Consider the following 23,224-nt stretch of genomic DNA (forward strand, 5'->3'; position numbering starts at 1 on the left):
TTATTAACTCCGCATTTTTGATTCAACCTACTGAATTAGTAGGAATTTGAGTTATATCATTTTGCGCGGGTAGCATATTTTTTGCTAACTCTCCTAAGCGCATCAAAGCATTTAACATTTTCGGATTTAATTCGAAACAGGCTGCTATACGTAAACAATGACTAAAACGTTTATCAGCCGAACATAAAATTCCTGGCATACATAAGATCTTTTCATCCATTGCTTGATGAAACAGTTCTAATGTATCAATAGATTCGGGTAGCTCTAACCATAAAATAAATCCAGCTTGTGGACGACTAACTCGAGTACCGAGTGGAAAATAGCGACAAATATAAGAGTTGATGGTATCGATTTGTTGTTGATAGCGCTTTTTGAGCTGACGTAAATGCAGATCGTAACCACCATTTTCTAAAAAAAGTCCTAAAGTTTCGGTGAGTAAAGTTGGTTCGGCAACGGTTGTTGTTAATTTAATTTGCTGCACAATATTACGAAAGCGTCCAGCTTCTAGCCAACCAATTCGATAGTCAGGTGCCACAGTTTTGGTATAGCTACCACAGACCAAGACCCATCCATTTTGGTCAAATGCCTTAATGTTGGGTAGGAGAGGCTCAGTGAGTTGTAGTTCAGCATACATTGCATCTTCAATAACCGGAATTTGGAAGTGATTGGCAAGCTCTGCTAAACGCCGGCGGTTGCTTTCAGGCATGCTAAAACCAAGAGGATTATGTCCTGTTGGAATAGTTAATATGGCTTGTACACTTTTAGATTTTAAGAGTTCTTCAAGTGCATCTAGACACATCCCTGTATGCGGCGAAGTCGGCACTTCTACGATTTTTCGCCCTAAATTATGAAGAAGCGGGTACAGGTTATGAAAAGTAGGAATCTCAAGCGCTATGCTGTCACCTGCTTGGGTGGTTGCCATAATTGCGAGACTTAAAGCCTCCATAGTGCCATGAGTCAGCACAATGTCATCTGCGGACAGAAACATGCCAAGCTGTAAGCTTCGCCTAGCAATTTGAGTACGTAATCGTAACGAACCAGGCGGCAAAGTATAGTTTTTAAAAATGTCTGCTTGTGTCCGTAAAACTTGAGCAGTTAAACGTTTTAATCTTTCTATTGGATAGAAGTTTTCTCCAGTAGGGCAAGCTAGAGCTAAATTGGCATAGTCAGGCTCCATCTGTTTTTTAACAATTTGTGCGAGAAAACAGCTAATTCCTGAAAGAGATACTTTTTCTTCACTGACATAACGCTCTTCGAGTTCTAGTAAGTTTGAAGGCGCATGACAAACATAGTAGCCAGACTGTGGGCGAACTGAAATTAAACCTTGGTCTTCAAGCTGACGATAAGCTTCTTTTACGGTGTTAATACTGACCTGATAATGTTGCGCACAGTCACGAATTGAAGGCAGCCTAGAACCTACAGGCTGCCTACCATTCTGGATTTGAAGGGTGAGGTCATCACTCACTTTTTTATATTTGTACATGTCAATTTATTAAAAAGTAAAAGCAATGGATACACTTTATAGTGATTTGGTATTTATCTCAAATATTGTTATTCGCTTAGATTAATCCTTTTAAGCAGGATTTATTTTTAAGAACTGTGTCTATTATTTTTAATATTAACTGATACTGTGACCATCAAAAATAAATTAGTAAGATCAAAAAATGGTGAGCATTTAAAGCCATATTTTTTTAATTATAAAATCAGTAGGAGTGGTCTATGTCTGTTGTTGCATTTAAACAAGTTGATGTTTTTACTTCACAAGCATTTAAAGGAAACCCTGTTGCGGTCATTATGGATGCCAGTACTTTAACATCTGAGCAGATGCAAGCCATTGCGAACTGGACCAATCTTTCTGAAACCACATTTGTACTTCCTGCGACCGATTCACAAGCTGACTATCAGGTTCGAATTTTTACTCCACAAAGTGAGTTGCCATTTGCAGGACATCCCACAATTGGTACCGCCTATGCTTTGCTTGAAGCGGGTATAGTGACTGCTAAAGAAGGTAAGCTAGTACAGCAATGCGGTGCAGGTTTGGTGACTTTGACTGTAAGTGATTCAAAGCATATTTCATTTGAACTCCCTAAGCCTAAAATTACTCCACTCGATGCAATGCATACTGAAAAATTGGCAGAAATTTTAAAATGTAAAATTAATACACAATGGAATGCAGCATTGATAGATGTAGGTGCGCGTTGGGTTGTATTACAAGCTGTAAATGCTAAGGCTGTTTTAGATAGCCAACCCGACTTTGCTGCTCTAAAAGAACATGATTTAGAAATGAAAGTTACGGGTGCGACAGTTTTCGGTTTTTATGAAAATGATGATGTAGAAAAGCATATAGAGGTCCGTTCATTTGCGCCTTCATGTGGTGTAAACGAAGATCCAGTTTGTGGTAGTGGTAATGGGAGTGTAGCGTCTTTTATTCGTTACTATGGTATTTTGCCAGCACAAAATGACCTTGTGCTTTCTTCACAAGGTCGCGCTTTAGGGCGCAATGGACAACTTAAGCTTGAATTGAATCAAGATAAAATTTTAGTGGGTGGAACAGCTGTTACCTGTATTGATGGCAGCATCACCTTATAAAAAGAGCTATAAAAAAACCGAGGACTTTACCTCGGTTTTTTATTTAGAAAAATCTTATTTTTCTACGAACGCACGTTCGATCACATAGTCGCCCATTTCACCCATGCGAGGTGATTCAACTAAACCATGTTGGTCAAGTAATGCGGCAACGTCTTTTAAGAATGCAGGGCTACCGCAAAGCATTGCACGGTCAGTTTCACGGTTGAAACGTGGTAAACCGATTTTTTCAAATAAAGCGCCAGTTTCAATTGCAGTTGTTACACGGCCCTGTGTGTGGAAAGGTTCGCGAGTAACAGTAGGGTAATAAACAAGTTTGTCTTTAATACCTAACTCTTCAAAGAATTCATGGTTTGGTAATTCGTTCAAGATTAAGTCTTGATAAGCTAATTCAGAAATATAGCGTGTACCATGAACAACAATTACTTTTTCAAAGCGTTCGTAAGTTTCTGGGTCACGAATAATTGATAAGAATGGAGCAAGACCAGTACCAGAAGATAAAAGGTACAAGTTTTTACCGGGTAAAAGATCATCATGAACTAAAGTACCTGTTGGTTTTTTAGAAACTAAAATTTCGTCACCAACTTGTACTTTTTGCAAAATTGAAGTTAAAGGACCATCTGGTACTTTAATCGAGAAGAACTCTAACTCTTCTTCGTAGTTTGCACTTGCAATCGAATATGCACGCATTAACGGTTTGCCATTCACTTCAAGTCCGATCATCACGAACTGACCATTTTTAAAACGTAAGCTAGTGTCGCGTGTAGTTTTAAAACTGAAAAGGGTGTCATTCCAGTGGTGCACATGAGTAATGCGTTCAACGTTAAAAGCAGCCATTAAAGGTCTCGATCACGATTAAAAGAAAACAGATTGCTATTCTAATCTAATTTCATTCCCGATAAACTGAATATATTTAATTGTGTTTATAAGAAAAAGTGATGATGAATTCTGTCACCCTCCCAATAGTCGGGCACATGTGCTCACCTTTTCGAGAAAAATTTGGTATTCCACGTCAGCCTAATTTGGTTAATATCGAATCTTATATCGAGATGGTAGAACCTTATAACGACTTGTTGGCTTTTGAGGGAATCGAACAATTTAGTCATCTTTGGCTCATTTGGCAGTTTCATGACAATAAAAATCAGGAGACTGCAACTAAGTTTCGGCCTCAGGTTCGTCCGCCACGTTTAGGGGGCAATGAAAAAATTGGTGTGTTTGCAACACGCAGTATGTATCGTCCAGCGCCTGTGGGTTTATCTGTAGTACGTTTAAAAAAGATTGAAAAAGTCGGTAAGTCATTAAGAGTGTACGTTACAGGCAGTGATTTATTAAATGGCACACCAATTTTAGATATTAAACCTTATATTCAATATTCAGATGCCATTGTTGATGCTCAAAGTGGTTATGCGCAGGCTGAACCCGAACGAAAGTCGGTCATATGGTCGGAAACTGCACTCACTACCCAGCAATATCTTTTAAAGAATAAAAAAATTAATACGCAATATCTTGATGAATTAGAACAAGTATTGACGTTAGACCCTAGACCTGCCTATCAAGAAGACCCTGAACGAGTCTATAAAATGAAATTTTCGAATTTTGATATTCATTTTAAAGTGAATGGCAATGTCATTACAGTTGTTGATATGGTGAAAGATGAATCGCTTATCTAATAAAGCTATTTTAGAACCAATGTATGTTCATCCATAGCAAGCTAATAAATATTGTCATATGCAAAATTTGGGCAGGAATAAAAGCAAGGGCATAACGCATTCCACCGGAAATAGCCGAGTTAATGCTTTTAGCAATCGCATGGACAGCGAAGCCGCTCATGAAAGCAATGAGTAGTGAGGTATGAGCGTTATTCGGTTCTCCTTGTACAATTACTGCTGCAATCGCTGCATGTATTTCAAACAAAGATGCGAGTAAGGTCCCTGCGATTAAGCCCGCATCTCCCAAATATAGACTTAGACCATAAACGCCTGCCTGAATGAGTGTAAGTGTCCCTGCAATAATAATTGCTTCTTTTAAGCTAAACATTCTGGAATCTAGCTCGGGTGAAGTCGTACTTGGCTCTGCCTTGCGTAATAAAATGAAGGCCCATACTGCTAAAAAAGCCAATGCAATGAGTGTTGGAAATATAATAAATTTGAACCATGCCAAACTTATACCGACGACAATAATTAAGGTTTGTACCAATGTGGAAACACATGACATTAATGCTGCACCTGCATTTGTCTTGGCATTTGCACGACCAGAGCGTACTTCTAAGCCCAGACTTGCGATGGTGGCGGTACTTGAAACAAAACCTGATGCTAAAGAAGAGAGTAATAAAGCATTTTTAGAAGATAAAAGCCGCTTTGCAATATGTGCGAGGGCTTGCACAAATAAAATCAACGTCAGTAACTTTAAAATCACATGAGGGTTTAGAACAGGCCCCCAAAATGGTTTATTGGGAACTAAGGGTAAGGTAATTAAAAGTAATGCCAGTAAAAAAATCCCGTCGCGCAATTCTGATTCGGTAATCCATTGACTGGCTATGCCATGCATCGATTGTTTTGCCAATAAGATAATCGTTATGATGACGGCAAGTCCTGCAGCCAGCGAAATATTCCAAATACAAAGCGCCCCGATGAAGTAAGTTATAATAAAGGCAAGTTCTGTGGTGACACCAGGATCATTAGGCTGATTTTTAAGAGAGACAATACTGATCGCGCCTATAAGTAGAGCACCTACAATTCCAATTTCAGTACCGAATAAAAAGCATATTGCTCCGAGTAGGGAGCTAATTGCAAAAGATCGAAAACCCGCGAAAGTTTTATATTCGTGTTTTAACTTACTTCTTTCGCGCTCCAGACCAATTAATAACCCGCAGCCCAATGCAGCAGCAATGATAGTGATAAATTCTTCAAATGATGCAGTTTGTAATGACATTGTCATTGGAAGATTCATAATACTTCCTCTTGGGTTTATTGTTATATGTAGATGTCAGTCATTTTTAAATCATATATTCATGTCCAGTTTATGCTTTTAATTGTATTGAGCCTAGTCTCTTTTTTAATCAAACTATCATAATAAATATCTTTATAAATATGATCTATGACACAAAAAAAATCTAAGTTGAGAATTGGTTTAATTAATTGAAGTTAAAAGATATTTAAAAGCTAAATTTGAAGATTTCTAGACCAGCTAAATCTAAAACATCTCTGCTATATTATAAAAATATATTGGGGATAACACATGAATGCACATGTAGAAATAGACGCACATTGGTGTCTGGAACAACTATTACAAGAAGGCCGCATTACTGAACGGGACAAATTACTGGTACAAACGACAAATAGACAAAAAGATCAATTGAAATGGCATCCATTACAGTGGATTGCACATTTTAATTTAAAAGACCAACAGCACGTACAAGCACATTTAAGTCTAAACCGTCTGTGCCAATGGTTTGCCGATCGAGCGCAATTACCTTTATTTGTGATTGATCCTTTAAAAGCAGATGTAAGCGCTTTAACTCAAGTCATGTCACAAGAGTTTGCAATTCGAAACCATATTTTAGCTGTAGAAGTCCATGCGGACCGAATTGTGATTGGTACAGACCAGCCTTTTAAAACAGATTGGTTAAACAATTTGGAAAGAAGCCTGGCACCGAAGAAAATTGAACGGGTACTGCTTAATCCAGAACAGTTGCAACGTTATTTGCGAGAATATTATCAGGTTAGCCGTGCGGTAAATTCAGCTCAGAAAGATGCTGCTCATGACCGTGATAACAAAGGGGTAGAAGCACTTTTACAGCTTGGCGATACACAGAATCCTGATGCCAATGATCAGCATATTGTGAAATTGGTTGACTGGATTTTACAGTTTGCATTTGAACAAAGTGCCAGTGACATTCATATGGAACCGCGTAAAGACAATGGCAAAGTTCGGTTCCGTATTGATGGTGTTTTACATACCATTTATAACATGCCCTCAAATACACTGACTGCCGTGATTTCCCGAATTAAAATTTTAGGGCGATTAAATGTAGCGGAAAAACGTAAACCGCAAGATGGTCGGTTAAAAACACGCACACCGAAAGGGCAAGAAACCGAGCTCCGTTTATCTACCTTACCAACAGCGTTTGGTGAAAAACTGGTTATGCGTATTTTTGATCCAGATGTACTGGTACGTTCCTTTCAGCAATTGGGTTTTGACCAGTCATTGCTGCAACAATGGCAACGCATAACACAAAATAGTCACGGCATTATTTTGGTTACTGGTCCAACAGGTTCTGGTAAAACCACAACGCTATATTCTTCTTTAAAGCAGCTTGCAACCGAGCAGGTCAATGTCTGTACCATTGAAGACCCGATAGAAATGCTAGAGCCTAGTTTTAACCAAATGCAGGTCAATAATGCAATTGAGCTGGGCTTTGCTGATGGTGTGCGTGCCCTGATGCGTCAAGACCCAGACATTATTATGATTGGGGAAATTCGTGACCAAGATACTGCAAATATGGCCATTCAGGCAGCACTCACAGGTCATTTGGTTTTATCAACTTTACATACCAATGATGCGCCGTCTAGTTTGACCCGTTTACACGATTTAGGCGTACAACCATTTTTAACAGCAGCGACTATTTTAGGGGTATTGGCTCAGCGTTTAGTGCGACGACTTTGCCCACACTGTAAACAAGAAACTCATATAAATGAGGAAGAATGGCAGCACCTAACATTTGACTATATTATGGAAATGCCTGAAAAAGTTTATCAAGCAGTAGGGTGTGAACAATGCCGACATACGGGCTATAAAGGTCGAGTTGGTATTTATGAGTTTATGCCAGTTAGTCTTGAGCTTAAGCATCTTATTAGCAGCCATGCGACATTAAATGAACTACGAAGCCAAACCAAAAAAGAAAGTGTAGAGCCTTTGAGAATTGCGGGAGCACATAAAGTCATTGAAGGGCTTACCACTTTAGAAGAGGTATTAAGAGTTGTTCCATTAAACTAAAATTTTCTTAAGATTCACCTCATTTATGCTTGTTTTACTGATGTCATTCCAAGATATAATCAAATAGGTGATTTTATGAAAGCATTTAAAGTGATCTTGATGACAGCGCTTACTGGTATAGCGCTAGCTCCTATATCTATGAGTCAAGCAGCGGCTATATCTGCAACGGTCACTACTGTTAAGCAAGCATTAACGGCAAAAGACGATACGCCTGTAAAACTACATGGACAAGTCGTGAAATCTATTGGAGATGAGAAATATCAGTTCCGAGATAAAACAGGTACTATCACTATTAATGTAGATGATGAGCTTTGGCAAGGTCATCCTATTTCCCCAACAACTAATATTGGTTTAGTTGGTGAAGTAGATATAGACTTTAAACCCTCAAAACATGTAGAAATTGATGTAGAACAAATCCAGTTTTAAGCACTGGACTTTACTTATAATATTTATAGCCGCACTGATGATGCGGCTTTGCTTTTTTAATAAAGGCTTGGCAAGATCAAGACAGAATATAACAGGAAAAATAGATGAGAATTTTGCTTGCAGAAGATGATCGCTCTCAAGCGGAAAGTATTCAATCTTGGTTAGAGTTAGATGGCTATCAAGTCGATTGGGTCGAAAGAGGTGATTATGCCCTTACTGCGATTGAGCAGCATGACTATGATTGTATTTTACTTGATCGAGGTTTACCTCAACTGGCAGGTGAAAAAGTCTTAACAATAATCCGTTATAAACAAAAAAATGTACCTGTCATTTTTATTACAGCGCGTGACAGCATTCATGACCGGGTAGAGGGACTAGATTTAGGCGCAAATGATTACTTGATTAAACCTTTTAGCCTAGAAGAGTTATCTGCCCGAATCCGTGCTCAATTACGTAATCAAACTTTAAGTCAGCAATCGATTCTAATATGGGGAGATTTACATCTCGATACTCAAGCAAAAGTTGTATCGTTGGCCGGAAATTCCATTGATTTAACAGCGAAAGAGTTCCAAATTTTACGTAAGCTCATGGTTCATCCTGAACATATTATTACTCGGGATCAATTAGAAGAAGCGCTCTATGCATGGGGGGACGAGATTGAAAGTAATGCAATAGAGGTTTTTATCTATCAACTTCGAAAAAAAATCGGCAGTAGCAGTATTAAAACCATACGGGGACTAGGCTACCGTATGGGAGATTTAAAATGAAAACGAATCGCTCCTCTTTGCAGTCTCAACTGGTTAAAACCACTATGTGGAGCAGTATCGTGGTGGGACTGCTCGCTTTAAGTTTGCTTACCATATTTTCGATTTATCACAACATGTCAGTGCAAGATGAAATCATGGATGAAATTTCAGATACCTTACTGGTTTCTGATCTCTCTAAACATTCTATGAGACAATTTGACGAGCTCAGTGATGAGTTTGATATTCAGTATGAATTATTAAATTCTGGTCAATTGCTTACTCATTCTCATACCTACCAACATGAACTTTTTGAACAAGGCAATTTATCAAACGGTTTTTCATATTTTTGGTTTGATGGTCAATTATGGCGTAGTCTGGCCGCACAACAAAAAGATTCAGAGCTGCAAGTTGAGGTTTTTCAACCCATGAGTACTCGTGTTGAAGAGGTACTCAAAGCACTCGCTGGATATAGTGGTCTTATGGTTTTGTTCTGGCTACTACAATGGGTCATTGTAAGTTGGCGTACCGAACAACAATTGGCGGCTCTCAATCTACTCTCTAAACGTATTGCTCAAAAAACCGCATCAAATTTAGAACCGATTCAAGACCCAGATGTCATTACAGAAATTCAACCTGTCATAGATGCATTAAACCAGTTACTTGCAAGGCTCCAAAGGGCACTCGTTGCTGAACAGCGATTTACCGCAGATGCATCACATGAGTTACGTTCACCTTTATCTGCCATACAAATGCGTCTGCAAGTTTTACAACGTAAATATCAGCATATTCCAGAGCTTGATCAAGACTTTGAACGCATCCAGGAAGACGTTTCAAGAAGTACCAAAATTCTTGAAAATTTACTGCTTCTTGCTCGTTTGGAACCTAATGAAATAGAACAACCAGAACTTTTTAAGAGTGTGATTGATTTAAACCATCTATTGGCTCGAGTAATTGAAACTGTAAGTATGGATGCACAAGCCAAACAAATGATGATTGAGACAAATATTTTGTCAAATGAAACCAAAATATTTGCAAATGAAGAATTACTTTTCATTGCTTTTAGAAATCTGTTTGATAATGCTATTCGCTATAGTCCTATGTTGGGTTTTATTCATGTTGAGCTCAGTCATGATCAGCAACAATTAAAAATTTCTATAGAAGACACTGGAAATGGCGTAGATGATGAAGTTTTAAGACGTCTAGGACAGCGTTTTTTTCGTGTATTAGGTACGCAGCAACAAGGCTCAGGATTAGGACTATCAATTACTAAAAAAATTATTCAACTCCATGGTGGGGAACTGCAATTTATGCATGCAAACCAAGGTGGCTTAAAAGTTGAGGTGACATTGCCTTTTAATCATGAAATACAAAAATAGCATGGTTGCCCATGCTATCCATTTTTTGTTTTCCCACGAATATTATTGAAACGCGAGGGTAGTTCTTATTTAGTTAAAATGAGACGGTTATTGCGAGTAAGGCGTAGTCGGTATTCCTCGCCAGCATGCATAATTCGAATTTCACGACCTAATGCAAATAGGTTGTTAGAATGCAGCATTGGTAAGGCATGAGCTGAGTCAGTGTTACGAGTAAATAAGCTAAAAGGTGCGTTCATTTGTTGTGCTCCGTGGTATATTCTTGAACGATTTAAATGATAATCATTATCGAATAGATCTGTCAATGAGATTTTAAAGAATTTATAAATTGATAAAATTTGCTTACACTTGGGAAAAATTTGAGTGAGTAGAAAAATGCCTAAACCGATAGTCGATGTCGCAATAGCTATCTTAATTCATCGCGGAAAAATATTAGTTGGATGGCGTGGTGAACAGCAGCATCAAGGTGGAAAGCATGAGTTTCCAGGAGGAAAGTTTGAGCAGGGTGAAACGCCTGAAGAAGCATGCCGCCGTGAAATTTATGAAGAAGTCGGTATTGGTTTAAAAGATTGGCATCAGTTTGATTATATTCACCATGAATATGATGACATTATCGTCAACCTTCATTTGTTCCATAGCTATGTACCTGATGAATTATTAAATCTTATTCATCAGCCTTGGACATGGTATACGCGTGATCAGCTAGTTAACTTAAACTTCCCGAAAGCCAATAAAGATATTATTAAAAGATTGTATTGGCCACATTTTATTAAAATTAGCGCTACGCTCACACTACCCGAAAATGATGAAATTTTAGTGTATTGGCGCAGTGAAAAAGATAATGTTAGTGAGGATGATCTAGAAAAATTAGCTCTTTTAGATACAAATCAGCTTTCAAAATTAATCGTGAATGTCGATACTTGGCACAAACTAAAACCTGATTTAAAAAGCCGTATAAGAACAGTACATCTTAAACAGTCTCAATTAATGAGTTTGCATAAAGGCGACTTAGAAGTGGGAGTACGTTTTATTGCTGCTTGCCACGATGCGGTTTCTTTACAGCATGCTCAGCAAATTGGTTGTGATGCTGTTTTTGTAAGCCCTGTCAAAGTAACAGAGACCCATCCTGACGCTATCGCATTAGGGTGGGATCGTTTTGCTGACTTAATTGACAAATGCCAGATTCCCGTCTTTGCTTTAGGGGGCATGAGTCCTGATGATTTAGCCACAGCACAGCAATATGGTGCGTATGGCTTGGCAGGTATTCGTAATTTTTAAAAAGACATAAAAGCATTAAAAGCTAGAGCGCTTTTAATGCTTGCTGAGCTTCCTGAACAGTTTTTGGGTTATTACGTTGTTGACCCGCTTTTAAAATTGTTAGCCAAAGCTGTTTTTTCATCGCTTGGCTCTGAGCAAAGCTTAAACCACGTCTTGCAAGAGACTCAGCATTAGCATATTGCTGTTTATGATTTGCAGTCAGTGCAAGAAATAAATAAGTCTCGGCGGCCTGTGGAGCTAAACGCTGGGCTTGAAGGGCGTAGCGCTCTGCATCTGACCATTGTTGGTTTTTGTAAGCTTGCTCAGTTTTTTGCATTAAAGTTTTAAAAGCTGGTAACTGGCTTCCATCCTCATTAAAGCGTTGGGGCTTTTTCTGCTGAGGAACAATCACCTGTAAACTTTTACGTTGAATATCTGGATGATCATAGGGTGTAATTTTTACACCAGATGGTGTCTCAGCATTCTTTTTCTCAGTAACAGGTGGTGTTTTCTCTTTTGGAGCTGAATGATCCGGTAAAGTTGTACAGCCGACCATAAGTACAGCACCAATATAAAAAACACCTTTCTTTAACATATCCTGTTTCCTGTTAATGCTTAGTTGTTATAACTACCACTAGAAATCACTCGTGTGTTATTCGACAGATCTTGTTCCATCTGGCTTTCACTCTCACGAATATAGCTATCGCTATTATCCGGTTGAGAAGCTGGTGCTGTGTTATCACTTTGTGGTGCGTATGTTGGATCAACTTGATAATACGGTGCTCCACATGGCGTAGCACGATGCGGAACCGTATGTGTCAGCATAGGGATATACATCGCGCCAGCACAAGCTTGTGCTGATAAATCACCTGTTGCATGGTCAATCCATTGCCACTGTACCGTGTCTGGCTGACGTAGATTTACTGGTGTTTGACGTAATTGTTTCATCACATTAATCCACACTGGTAATGCACCAGATGAACCTGTTAAGCCAGTTACTTTGTTGTCATCTAGACCTAACCATACTACAGCGACATGGTTCCCCGAATAACCGGCAAACCATGAGTCACGTGTATCGTTAGTTGTACCTGATTTACCAGCCAATTTTAAAGTAGGAGGCAAGCTGTTATACGCTGCGCGGCCCGTACCTGATGACATGACCTGTTGTAGGCCATAGTTCATGATATAGCCAACCGAAGGGTCAATGGTTTGTTGTACGTTTAAACCATAACGATCAAGTAAACGGCCATTTGCATCTACCACAGAACGAATCGCACGAGTTGGATATTTGAAACCACCTGTAGCGAAGTTTTCATAAATACCGAGTACTTCCATTGGTGACATATTAACTGCACCAAGGAAAATAGAAGGGTAGGCTGGAATTGGTGATTCAACACCAAATTTTCTTAAGTTGTTGGTAAAAGTAGATAACCCAAATTCTTGACCTAGACGAACTGCAGATAGGTTGTAAGAGTTTGCTAAGGCTTCACTTAAACTTACAACGCCATGACCACCGCCACTATAGTTTTTCGGTGTCCAGCTTTTACCGCCATCTACAGGAATGCTAATAGGAGCATCTTCGATCTTACTTGCCCAGTTATAACGTCCAGACTCAATTGCACTTAAATAAATCACTGGCTTCAATAAAGAACCGACTTGACGTTTTGCATCTAAAGCACGGTTAAAGCCAGTAAAATCTTGAGTTGAGCCAACGGCTGCAATCAACTCACCATTTTCAGGATGTGCAATCAGTACCGCACCTTGCAAGTTTTTCAAGCGGGCAGGGTTACTTTGAGTAAGACGTTCTACAGAAGCTTTAAACGCATCTTGAACCTGAGTTTGAGCAATAGGGTCTAAGGTCGTAAAAATACGTAATCCTTGATTAGTTAAATCACTTTCTTGATATTCGGTACGTAACTGACGGCGCACAATATCTAGGAAATCAGGGAATTTTGCAGGACCTAAGCTTGGCTTGCTGAGAACACCTAAAGGACGTGCAGTTTCAGTTTCATATTCGGCTTGAGTTAAATAACCCATTACACGCATGTTATTCAATACTGTATCGCGACGATTTTTTGCTCCTTCAGGGTTTTTCCAAGGGTTATATAAAGATGGCCCTTGAACTAAACCGACTAAATAAGCTTGTTGCGCGACATTAAGTTCACGAAGTGGTAAACCAAAATAAAACTGCGAAGCCAAGCCATAACCATTAATTGAATAGTTACCATTTTGGCCTAAATTTACTTCATTTAAATAAGCTTCTAAAATTTCATCTTTGCTGTAATGAAGCTCAATAAGTAAAGCCATTAATGCTTCATTAACTTTACGCTTTAATGTACGTTCAGGGGTTAGATAGAAATTTTTGACTAACTGTTGTGTCAGGGTTGAACCACCTTGGCGACGTCCTCCAGTGACATTACTTACTAAAGCACGTGCTGTACCACGAATTGAAATACCGTGGTGATGGTAGAAATTACGGTCTTCTGTAGAAATTAAAGCTTCAATGAGTGGTTTAGGAACATTATTGAGTTTGATCAGAACACGGTCTTCATTATGCTGAGGATAGATCCCCCCAATCAGTAAAGGTTCTAAACGAGCCACACCTGTTGAAGAAGGTTTTGTACTGCGTACCTCTGCAACTTGGTCATTTGCAAAGCTAAGTTCTAAAACTTGTTCTGGTTCTACGCTATCACCATAGTCAAAACCGCGTGTATGTACATACATGTTGCTGCCTTGAGCAACGAAGGTTCCAGACTTGTCATAATTACTTGAAGTTTTGTAACCTAATAATTTTAATTCTTGGGTAAAATTTGCTTGAGTAATGGGTGCATTATTATAAATTTCCAAAGGCCGAGCGAACACTTTGGCAGGAATGTCCCAGCGCTGTCCTTCAAATTTTTCACGGATAATATTATCTAAACGAATCAGATAGATACTAAGAGCAATAAAAGCACCAATCACCAATATGGAAAAAATTAGCACGAAGAAACCGATACCACGTTCAAACTTCATATAAATGAGATAAAACCCTAAACAATACGTTAATGATGCGATAGCTTGTCATCAATTTGCAATGATAAAACTGTGAATAAATGGAAAACTTAGATTGAATTTTACAGCATCTTGTTGTTATGTTTTTTTAAATTAATCAGGTTAATGTTATGATAGCGTAGAATCGCAGCGGAGCTTACTCATTCGTGCAAATTTCACATAAGTCCTTCAGAAACGTCGGGTTAATTGGTCGACCGGATAAATCATCAGTTGTAGAAACACTATGTTTAATTCATGACCATTTGCTAAGTTTAGGCCTAAACCCCATTTTTGATCAGGAAACTGCCGAATTAGTGCCCTATGATCATGCACAAGTTGTTAGTCGTCACTTATTAGGTGAAGTTGCTGATCTGGTGATTGTAGTAGGTGGAGATGGTTCTTTACTTCATGCAGCTAGAGCTTTAGTTCGCTACAATACACCTGTCATTGGTATTAACCGTGGGCGTTTAGGATTTTTAACTGATATTAAGCCTGCGGAAGCTATTTTTAAACTTGATCAGGTATTACAAGGTCATTTCCAACTTGATCGCCGTTTCTTGCTTGAAATGGAAGTACGGACCAATGGTGAAGTCATTTATGATGCAATTGCTTTAAATGACGTTGTACTACACTCAGGTAAGTCGGTACATATGATCGACTTTGAACTTAATATTGATGGTCAATATGTTTACCGTCAGCATAGTGATGGTTTAATTGTTTCGACCCCGACAGGATCAACTGCTTATGCATTGTCAGGTGGTGGTCCAATTTTACATCCGAGTATGGATGCTATTGCATTAGTCCCTATGCACCCCCATACATTATCTTCACGCCCGATCGTAGTTGGTGGGCAAAGTGAAATTAAAATCGTCATTCGCGAAAATCGGGTATTACCGATGGTGAGTGCAGATGGGCAACATAGTGTATCGCTCAATGTTGGTGACAGTTTGCACATCCGCAAACACCCATTTAAATTAAGTTTATTACACCCACCAGGTTATGATTTCTATATGGCTTGTCGTACCAAACTGGGTTGGAACCAAGATTTTGAATCTTTTCAAAGAGATGAATCATGAATATTGAACAAATGCTATCTGTTTTAAACCCTGAAATTGTAGAGCGTTTAAAAACAGCAGTAGAAATTGGTAAATGGCCAAATGGTGTTGTTTTAACGAAAGAGCAGCGCGAAACATGTATGCAAGCCGTGATTGCTTGGGAGTTAAAGAACTTACCAGAAGAACAGCGTAGCGGTTATATTGACCGTGGTACAAAAGAAGAGGGTGAGGTTTGTGAAGATGATCATCACAAGCATGAGCCTGAATTTAAACCGATTCGTTTTGTTTAAAACTTAATAAGACAGAAAAATTATTTTTGGTTATTCCATACAGCCTTATATAGCATGTTTTTCATAAGTTATAGCATATAGGCTTTTATTACTTTTGAAGGATCAAAAGTAACCAAAAATCCTCTGTATCACTGACGATACTTCCCTGTATCGCAGTGATACGGTCGACATCCATGTCGACCTTCACGATAGCATTTGTTAACTACGAATTAAGATTGCTTAAATTTCGTGTTTTCCATAATACTTTTGCTTTGTGCATCGCTTCCTCGAAATTAGAAACCACGCCCATGGTATATAACGCAATACCCATGGTTTCTGTTACGGCCATTTCCCCATATTCATGATGCTGTTGACCAAGCCAGACAGCTTTAAAGGTTGCTAAATCTAACTCTTCTTCAATTGGACTACGTTCAGGCGTAAGCTTTGGCAACTCATGCTCATAGAGTTCACCATTTTTAATTCCGCAAATGAGAGTTTTAGCATCGGGGTTTCGCTCAAATTCACCGCCTTCACCTTTAATGACTGCACTATTTTGATAGCCTAAGCGAAGTGCGCTATGCTGATGGGAAGTTCTATACGCGGGATGGAATATGGCTTGCAAGGTGGCCTTAGCGTTAAAAGGATTAATGAGACGGGCTAACGTATGAATAGGTGAGCGTAAACCCATGACATTTCGTAAAGAAATTAAATCACTTAAAACAGGTGAAATTACATCTAATGGTAAGTAAGCAAAATTCTGTTCGGCCAATTGTGTGCGGACTTCCTGTTCAGAATGGCAAATTTTATAATCTAAATATTGCAAAACTTGTTCGGTATAGACCCGGTTAATCGTATGTCCAGAAGCGCCATGCATGACGATTTTATAGCCGTGGTGAGCAAGGGTAAGAGCCGCTAATAAAAACCAAGGGTAATGTTTCCGCTTGCCTGCATAAGATGACCAGTCCAAATCCACATCTAAAGGTTGAAAATTAAGTTGGTCTTTGGTGGCTTGTACAAAGCCTGCAAGCTCATCAATGGACTCTTCTTTAACACGTAGCAGCATTAAAAAAGCACCCAACTGAACATCAAGAACTTCACCTTTTAAAATCATGGTAAAAGCCTGATAGGCCTCTTCATAACTTAGTGAGCGAGAGCCGGTTTTCCCCTTACCTAAAATACGGACATATTGAGCAAAGGGATGTTCAGCATCTTTATAGATATTACGTTTAGTATTCATGGCAATTCAAAACAGTAAAAATAAGGGGGAGACAGCTCAAAATGAAATGTCTACAAGGACTTATCAATATGACATAAAAAACTGCTGAAAAAATATCAAAAGTGTTTCTCATACTAAAGTCTTAAGGCTGCATGAGTGTTTTTTGTGCGTATTAGCCAAAATTTTAACCGAATTGCTATTTAATTCGAGTAAACTTTCACGTGCTTTTTTGAGCACTCATATCATAATTTTATGTGATTCTCCTATATCTTCAGCTTTTTATTGGAAAAGTAAGAGGTTATTTCTGGCTACTCAAAGTGGTTGGAAACTTCAGGTATTCTCCTGTTTTAGAAAACTGTATTTCGTTTTCATTGAGGTAGTAGGAAGGTTTTTTGTTCCCAAAAAACCGTTTCCCTTTTGCGGTGTTTATGTGAAAGGTTAGGGCTGTGTATTCGTAAAGAATAGACGTTTCATTTTGATATTTCCAACGGACTTGGAAATATAGATTGAAGTAAAGTTATGGCTAAAAAACCGATTTATAAATCACTTTATTTTCAAGTGATTATTGCGATTATTGCGGGTGTTCTGGTTGGGCATTTCTCACCAAGTACAACGCAAATAGTGAATGGTGTTGAACACCATATTCCAGGTTTAGGTGAGCAACTCAAGCCATTAGGTGATGCTTTTATTCGTTTGATTAAAATGATCATCGCACCTGTTATTTTCTGTACAGTGGTCAGTGGTATCGCTGGTATGGAAAGTATGAAGTCAGTGGGTAAAACTGGCGGTGTTGCGTTGTTATACTTCGAGATCGTTTCAACAATCGCACTTCTGATTGGCCTTGTGGTGATTAACATCGCAAAGCCAGGCGTAGGAATGAATATTGATCCTGCGACTCTGGACACTTCAGGTATCCAAAAATACGTCACTTCTGGTGAGTCACAATCTACCGTTGATTTCTTAATGCATATCATCCCAGATACAGTAGTGGGTGCATTTGCAAATGGTGAAATCTTACAGGTCCTTCTTTTTGCCATTCTATTTGGCTTTGCACTGCATAAGCTAGGTGATGCAGGACGTCCAGTTTTAAAGTTAATTGATCAAATTGCTCATGTGTTCTTTAACATTGTAAATATGATCATGAAGCTTGCTCCATTAGGTGCATTCGGGGCAATGGCGTTTACCATTGGTAAATATGGTGTGGGTTCACTGGTACAGTTGGGCCAGCTCATCCTCTGTTTCTACATTACCTGTTTATTATTTATTTTCTTAGTATTAGGAACCATCAGCCGTTTGAGTGGATTTAGCATTCTTAAAATGGTGCGTTTGATTCGTGAAGAACTTTTAATTGTACTTGGTACATCTTCTTCTGAGTCAGTTCTACCACGTATGCTACGTAAGCTTGAAATCGCAGGTTGTGAAAAGTCTGTGGTTGGTTTAGTCATCCCAACAGGTTATTCATTTAATCTCGATGGTACTTCAATTTATTTGACGATGGCTGCAATCTTTATTGCTCAGGCAACAAATACACAGCTTGATATCCAGCATCAAATTACTTTGCTATTGGTACTTTTAATTTCATCTAAAGGTGCGGCGGGTGTAACGGGTTCTGGCTTTATTGTTATGGCTGCAACTTTATCTGCTGTTGGTCATATACCAGTTGCAGGTTTGGCATTGATTTTAGGTATTGACCGTTTCATGTCAGAAGCTCGTGCTTTAACGAACCTTGTTGGTAACTCTTTAGCAACGATTGTGGTTGCGAAATGGGTTGGTGCATTAGATAAAGATAAACTAAATGATGCACTAAATAATCCCGATGAAGTAGATAGAAAAATGCTTGAGCAAAAAAGTGTAATTGCTGAGGCATCTCACTAATCATTTATCGTAATAAAAAAGGAGGCTAAGCTTCCTTTTTTATTGGCTGACTGAAAAGTACAGTTTAAATGAGCAGCTATGCCATGACAGTAACTAAAAAAATGATTAGCATGCACAGCAATGAGATTCGATAAAACAATAAAGCCGAAGGAAAATATTATGTTGGCATATGATGCAGATTTAGAATTATTCCGTGATAATTTTAAACGTTTTATAAATGAGCATATTGCTCCACATTACGACCAATGGGAACGTGAAGGAATTATGCCGCGTTCAGTGTGGAATCAACTGGGCGAAAATGGCTTTTTATGTGTGGATGTCCCGGAAGAATATGGCGGTTATGGGGTTCCAACTTACTATTCATTAATGTTAGTTGAAGAGTCTGCTCGAGCTGGTTTTTGTGCATTATCAACTGCTATTTCATGTCACTCTGAAATTGCTGCACCTTATATTTTACATATTGGTACAGAAGAGCAAAAACAATATTGGTTGCCGAAAATGGTAACTGGTGAAGTAGTGGGGGCAATTGGTATGACTGAACCAGGTGCTGGTTCAGACTTACAATCAATGCGTACGAGCGCCATTTTGCAAGATGACCATTATTTACTAAATGGATCAAAAACATTTATTTCAAATGGTCAACATGCTGACCTTGTGGTGCTTGCAGTAAAAACCGATCCTCAAGCGCGTGCGAAAGGGGTATCGTTATTATTGGCAGATACACATTTGGATGGCTTTAAGAAAGGTACCAACCTCGACAAAATCGGTTTACATTCTCAAGATACTTCTGAGCTATTTTTTGACAATGTTAAGGTTCCTAAAAACCAGTTACTCGGTCAAGCTGGACAAGGTTTTGCTTATTTAATGCAAGAGTTACCACGTGAACGTACCGCTATTGCATCTACCGCAATTGGAGCTATTCGTGGTGCAATTGATTTAGCAACGGCTTATGTAAAAGAACGTCATGCATTTGGCCAGCCTATTTCTCAATTCCAAAATACGCGTTTTGTTTTAGCTCAAGCAAAAATTGATGAGCTTGCTACTGCTGCTTTTTATGAGAGAAACGTTGCTCTATATCAAGAAGGTAAGCTAGATGTGGAAACAGCTGCAGCACTGAAAAGTTTTAGTACAGATATGCAAATGAAAGTAGCTGACAACTTGCTGCAACTTTTTGGTGGTTATGGCTATATGACTGAATATCCAATTTCACGCTTCTTTGTAGATGCTCGTATTCAGCGTATTTACGGTGGTACAAATGAAATTATGAAAGAAATCGTAGCGCGTGGCTTAATTGGTAAAGCCTAATTAAATAGTTTTAAAAAAAGCCTACCTTTGAGTAGGCTTTTTTATATTACCTATTTGTTAGTTCGATAAATGACAGGATAGTCTTGTTGCTTGGGTAACTTGTGTAAGGCCTGATTGATCTTTATTAAAAATGCATCGGCTTCATCTTGACGAAAAGAGTCTTCGGTATATTTGCTACGTTTTTGGTTGATGCCACAACCCGTTATTTCCATATTTTCAGGATTAAATGACCAGTCATTTGGATTCTTTAAGTTAATGTCTAAATCACTTTCACAGCTTTTCCATAAATGTAAAAACTCATTTGATAATTCTGTTTTAAATCCTCGTGCTGGATAGACCGAGAAGCCTTTCATTTCGGGATTAGAAAATTGTATAAACATATCTACTGGCATACCGCCCCAAATGATTGCTGTATTTTCTGGTAATGCAATGCCTGATAAATTTTTTTCTTTTAAAGCATGTGTTTGCTCAAATTTCTGTCTGAAATTTTGCGATTGATAGGTCAGCTTGGTTTGAGGTGGGATTGGAATACCACGAATTTGATTACTGACAGTCGTCATATAGTACGGAGAATTATCAGTACCATTGCAACCTGCAATTATTGGACAACCGCCGCAAGCCGTTAAACTAAAAGTTGTAAAACCCAATAGGCTTAAAACAATAATTTTATTCATTCTATTTTACTGTTGTTATGACATATTGGGTCAGTATAACCAATCCATGCATTAAGAGGGCTATCTTTAAGAACAACGAAATAATCAGCTTTAAATTTAATTATGTTTTTACTTGGCTGGCTGATCTAATGGTCCATCAAATAAAGATTTACAGCTTTCTAAATTTTGACAAGAAGCAAACATAAGTGCTTTAGGTAAGCTCGCATACAAATTTGTAATGTGTTGTTCGGCAGGGTTATAAAAATGCCAATAACTAAATTCGTTTGAACGTTTATTTTCTAAAGCTTTAAAAAATTCTGCTTCATTAAGCGTATTATTAAGTTGAGTAAGAGGGCCACCTTGTTCATGTGTACCGACTGTGGTCATGAGTAAAGGGAAATGATTTAGTTTTTGACTTTGCAAATGTTCTAACTGTTGAAATAACATGCCTTGATCAAACCACAAAGAAGGACTTGCAGCGAAGTAACGCTGAAATGCATTTGGCTTTTGAAAAAAATGATAAAGCACAAACAAGCCTCCAAAAGAGTGCCCATAGAGGCTTTGTTGCTGGCTGTTAACCGGAAACTGTTTTGCAATTTCAGGTTTGAGTTCGTTATTTAAAAAGGCAATGAACTGATCAGCACCACCATATTTATATTTACCGTGTGCTTGAAATTGGGCAGAAGGTTCTGGTGTGTAATCATAAGCACGCTTTTGCACATCAAAGGTTTTTTGATGTGGATAACCAACAGCTACAATCATGAGCGGATCTAAACCTAATTTAGTCGAACCTGCTCCAATTGACTGAGCAATATTGGCAGCACTAGGGAAAGTTGCATTTCCATCTAATATATAAAGTACAGGGTAACCATGTTGGGGCGGGGCCACAGGCGGTTTATAAATTTGAATTAGATATTCATGACCTGTATTTTTAGATTTGATTTGGAATTGTGCCTGATTATTTTGAAAAACGATTTTTGATTGATCTTTTATTGAAGGTTGAGCCAAAACAGGCGTACTTATTAAAGTTCCCAAGAGAAAACTACAAGATAAAAAGAAAAATGGTTTAAGCATAATAAAGTTAAGAAAATGTTATAAGTAAAATAATAAATGAAAATCATTATCAAATAAAGTAATCTTATTGACAGGTTTGAGAGTGATTAACGAAAAAAGCCGGTACATCGATATTGCCTAACAAATCAAAGCCGACTATTGTTATACTCTCGTTTAAAAGATGATTTTTCTGAGGCTGCATTCCAATGATCAACGATGATCAAAACAAAACGACTTCTCTTAGTTTAGAACAAATTCGCGAAGATATTGATAGCGTAGATCAACAGATTCAAGAGTTATTAAATCGCCGCGCAAGCCTTGCTGAAGCTGTTGCTAAAGCTAAATTTGCTTCCGAAGAGAATCCTTTGTTTTATCGTCCTGAACGTGAAGCACAAGTTTTACGTAAAGTTATGGAGCGCAATCAAGGGCCTTTATCTGACGTAACCATGGCGCGTCTGTTCCGTGAAATTATGTCTGCTTGCCTTGCTTTAGAAGCTCCGCAAAGTATTGCATTTTTAGGACCAGAAGGTACTTTTACTCAATCTGCCGTACTTAAGCATTTTGGTAAAGATGCGGTTGTTCGTCCGCTACCAACTATTGATGAGGTATTCCGTGAAGTAGAAGCGGGTAGTGCGCATTACGGTGTAGTTCCGGTTGAAAACTCATCTGAAGGTATCGTAAACCATACTTTAGATTGTTTTAAAACTTCGAATTTAAATGTGATTGGTGAAGTTGAATTGCGTATTCATCATCAATTCTTGGTTTCTGAAAATACGCGTAAAGACAGCATTAAACAGATTTATGCGCACCAGCAAACTTTGGCGCAATGCCGTCAGTGGTTAGATGCGCATTATCCAGGTGTTGAACGTGTTGCCTTAAACTCAAATGCAGAAGCTGCACGCCGTATTCGCAACGAATGGCACTCAGCAGCAATTGCATCTGATATTGCAGCAGGTATGTATAATCTTGAAATCTTGCATAGCAATATTGAAGATAATCCGGAAAATACCACTCGTTTCTTAGTGATTGGCCGTGAAAAAATTCCACAAAGTGGCAATGACAAAACATCGTTATTAATTTCAGCACATGATCGTGCAGGTGCTTTATTAGAAATTTTAGCGCCATTTGCAAAACATAATATTAGCTTAACGAGTATTGAGACCCGTCCAGCATTACCTGAAAAATGGGCATATGTATTCTTTATCGATTTAGAAGGTCATATTGATCAAGAAAACGTTGCTGCTGCAATCAATGATATCCGTCCAATGGTAAAAGAGCTTCGTATTTTAGGTTCTTATCCTGCTGCTGTTCTTTAATTACTTACGTTGGAATAATGACATATATCCAAAGGAATATGTCATTAAGCTTAAAAAACAAATTGCTCA

At 38.4% G+C, this 23,224-nt stretch carries 21 protein-coding genes; 12 read left to right on the plus strand and 9 right to left on the minus strand.

All coding sequences use genetic code 11. The features are described 5' to 3' along the window. Nucleotides 1–22: 22 nt before the first annotated feature. Nucleotides 23–1,489, minus strand: coding sequence for a PLP-dependent aminotransferase family protein (locus J678_RS04950; protein ID WP_079377486.1), 1,467 nt, complete (start codon nt 1,487–1,489; stop codon nt 23–25). A gap of 230 nt (nt 1,490–1,719) precedes the next feature. Here J678_RS04950 and J678_RS04955 point away from each other — a divergent pair, with 230 nt between their 5' ends. Next, nucleotides 1,720–2,589: a PhzF family phenazine biosynthesis protein gene (locus J678_RS04955; RefSeq protein ID WP_017393817.1), complete on the plus strand. Its 870-nt coding sequence runs from the start codon at nt 1,720–1,722 to the stop codon at nt 2,587–2,589. A gap of 54 nt (nt 2,590–2,643) precedes the next feature. On the opposite strand, the gene J678_RS04960 is transcribed toward J678_RS04955, so the two are convergent. After that, on the minus strand, nt 2,644–3,423 hold the full coding sequence (locus J678_RS04960) for a ferredoxin--NADP reductase (protein ID WP_002049093.1): 780 nt from the start codon (nt 3,421–3,423) through the stop codon (nt 2,644–2,646). 104 nt (nt 3,424–3,527) lie between these two features. Here J678_RS04960 and tsaA point away from each other — a divergent pair, with 104 nt between their 5' ends. Next, nucleotides 3,528–4,256 (plus strand): tRNA (N6-threonylcarbamoyladenosine(37)-N6)-methyltransferase TrmO, encoded by a 729-nt coding sequence (tsaA, locus tag J678_RS04965; RefSeq protein ID WP_079377489.1) that lies wholly within the window; start codon nt 3,528–3,530, stop codon nt 4,254–4,256. 10 nt (nt 4,257–4,266) lie between these two features. Here the strand turns inward: tsaA and J678_RS04970 are convergent, their stop codons facing one another. Then, on the minus strand, nt 4,267–5,535 hold the full coding sequence (locus tag J678_RS04970) for an MgtC/SapB family protein (RefSeq protein WP_017393815.1): 1,269 nt from the start codon (nt 5,533–5,535) through the stop codon (nt 4,267–4,269). A gap of 288 nt (nt 5,536–5,823) precedes the next feature. Between J678_RS04970 and J678_RS04975 the strand changes: the two genes are divergently transcribed. The 4 genes from J678_RS04975 (at nt 5,824) to J678_RS04990 (ending at nt 10,129) form a co-directional block, all read left to right on the plus strand. Continuing rightward, a complete protein-coding gene (locus tag J678_RS04975; RefSeq protein WP_004886218.1) occupies nt 5,824–7,581 on the plus strand; it encodes a GspE/PulE family protein in 1,758 nt (585 codons plus the stop codon). A 75-nt stretch (nt 7,582–7,656) separates the two neighbouring features. Further along, a complete protein-coding gene (locus tag J678_RS04980) occupies nt 7,657–8,007 on the plus strand; it encodes a NirD/YgiW/YdeI family stress tolerance protein (RefSeq protein ID WP_002049212.1) in 351 nt (116 codons plus the stop codon). A gap of 104 nt (nt 8,008–8,111) precedes the next feature. Further along, entirely contained in the window at nt 8,112–8,774 is a 663-nt protein-coding gene (locus tag J678_RS04985) for a response regulator transcription factor (protein WP_017393814.1), read from the plus strand. Then, entirely contained in the window at nt 8,771–10,129 is a 1,359-nt protein-coding gene (locus J678_RS04990; protein WP_004886224.1) for a sensor histidine kinase, read from the plus strand. Before J678_RS04985 ends, J678_RS04990 begins: the two co-directional genes overlap by 4 nt. Nucleotides 10,130–10,194: 65 nt before the next feature. Here J678_RS04990 and hemP read toward each other — a convergent pair whose 3' ends face one another. After that, nucleotides 10,195–10,365 carry a hemin uptake protein HemP gene (hemP, locus tag J678_RS04995; protein ID WP_000993415.1) on the minus strand — a complete coding sequence of 57 codons (171 nt, stop codon included), beginning with the start codon at nt 10,363–10,365 and terminating at the stop codon, nt 10,195–10,197. Between the two features lie 136 nt (nt 10,366–10,501). Here hemP and J678_RS05000 point away from each other — a divergent pair, with 136 nt between their 5' ends. Next, a complete protein-coding gene (locus tag J678_RS05000; RefSeq protein ID WP_017393813.1) occupies nt 10,502–11,404 on the plus strand; it encodes an NUDIX domain-containing protein in 903 nt (300 codons plus the stop codon). Nucleotides 11,405–11,426: 22 nt separating this feature from the next. On the opposite strand, the gene J678_RS05005 is transcribed toward J678_RS05000, so the two are convergent. Both J678_RS05005 and mrcB read right to left on the minus strand, forming a co-directional pair. Beyond that, nucleotides 11,427–11,978: a tetratricopeptide repeat protein gene (locus tag J678_RS05005; RefSeq protein WP_016804624.1), complete on the minus strand. Its 552-nt coding sequence runs from the start codon at nt 11,976–11,978 to the stop codon at nt 11,427–11,429. Between the two features lie 20 nt (nt 11,979–11,998). Beyond that, nucleotides 11,999–14,395: a penicillin-binding protein 1B gene (gene mrcB, locus J678_RS05010; protein WP_017393812.1), complete on the minus strand. Its 2,397-nt coding sequence runs from the start codon at nt 14,393–14,395 to the stop codon at nt 11,999–12,001. A 185-nt stretch (nt 14,396–14,580) separates the two neighbouring features. Between mrcB and J678_RS05015 the strand changes: the two genes are divergently transcribed. Then, nucleotides 14,581–15,489 (plus strand): NAD(+) kinase, encoded by a 909-nt coding sequence (locus J678_RS05015; RefSeq protein ID WP_002049094.1) that lies wholly within the window; start codon nt 14,581–14,583, stop codon nt 15,487–15,489. After that, complete coding sequence (locus J678_RS05020; protein WP_003650690.1) at nt 15,486–15,758, plus strand: YeaC family protein; 273 nt, start codon at nt 15,486–15,488, stop codon at nt 15,756–15,758. Before J678_RS05015 ends, J678_RS05020 begins: the two co-directional genes overlap by 4 nt. A 202-nt stretch (nt 15,759–15,960) precedes the next feature. Here J678_RS05020 and J678_RS05025 read toward each other — a convergent pair whose 3' ends face one another. Then, the gene (locus J678_RS05025; RefSeq protein WP_017393811.1) at nt 15,961–16,974 is read right to left on the minus strand and encodes a glycosyl transferase family protein; all 1,014 of its coding nucleotides are present in this window, start codon (nt 16,972–16,974) and stop codon (nt 15,961–15,963) included. A gap of 498 nt (nt 16,975–17,472) precedes the next feature. Here J678_RS05025 and J678_RS05030 point away from each other — a divergent pair, with 498 nt between their 5' ends. Beyond that, complete coding sequence (locus J678_RS05030) at nt 17,473–18,828, plus strand: dicarboxylate/amino acid:cation symporter (protein ID WP_002049312.1); 1,356 nt, start codon at nt 17,473–17,475, stop codon at nt 18,826–18,828. A gap of 159 nt (nt 18,829–18,987) precedes the next feature. Further along, entirely contained in the window at nt 18,988–20,133 is a 1,146-nt protein-coding gene (locus J678_RS05035; RefSeq protein ID WP_017393810.1) for an acyl-CoA dehydrogenase family protein, read from the plus strand. A 50-nt stretch (nt 20,134–20,183) separates the two neighbouring features. Here J678_RS05035 and J678_RS05040 read toward each other — a convergent pair whose 3' ends face one another. Together J678_RS05040 and J678_RS05045 are read right to left on the minus strand one after the other, a co-directional pair. Next, nucleotides 20,184–20,807 carry a hypothetical protein gene (locus J678_RS05040; RefSeq protein ID WP_017393809.1) on the minus strand — a complete coding sequence of 208 codons (624 nt, stop codon included), beginning with the start codon at nt 20,805–20,807 and terminating at the stop codon, nt 20,184–20,186. A gap of 108 nt (nt 20,808–20,915) precedes the next feature. Further along, nucleotides 20,916–21,860 carry an alpha/beta hydrolase gene (locus J678_RS05045; protein WP_068791285.1) on the minus strand — a complete coding sequence of 315 codons (945 nt, stop codon included), beginning with the start codon at nt 21,858–21,860 and terminating at the stop codon, nt 20,916–20,918. 185 nt (nt 21,861–22,045) lie between these two features. Between J678_RS05045 and pheA the strand changes: the two genes are divergently transcribed. Continuing rightward, nucleotides 22,046–23,155: a prephenate dehydratase gene (pheA, locus tag J678_RS05050; protein ID WP_002049199.1), complete on the plus strand. Its 1,110-nt coding sequence runs from the start codon at nt 22,046–22,048 to the stop codon at nt 23,153–23,155. Nucleotides 23,156–23,224: the final 69 nt, after the last annotated feature.

It is taken from the genome of Acinetobacter sp. 1424608 (genome assembly GCF_000588255.1).
GTDB lineage: Bacteria > Pseudomonadota > Gammaproteobacteria > Pseudomonadales > Moraxellaceae > Acinetobacter > Acinetobacter nosocomialis.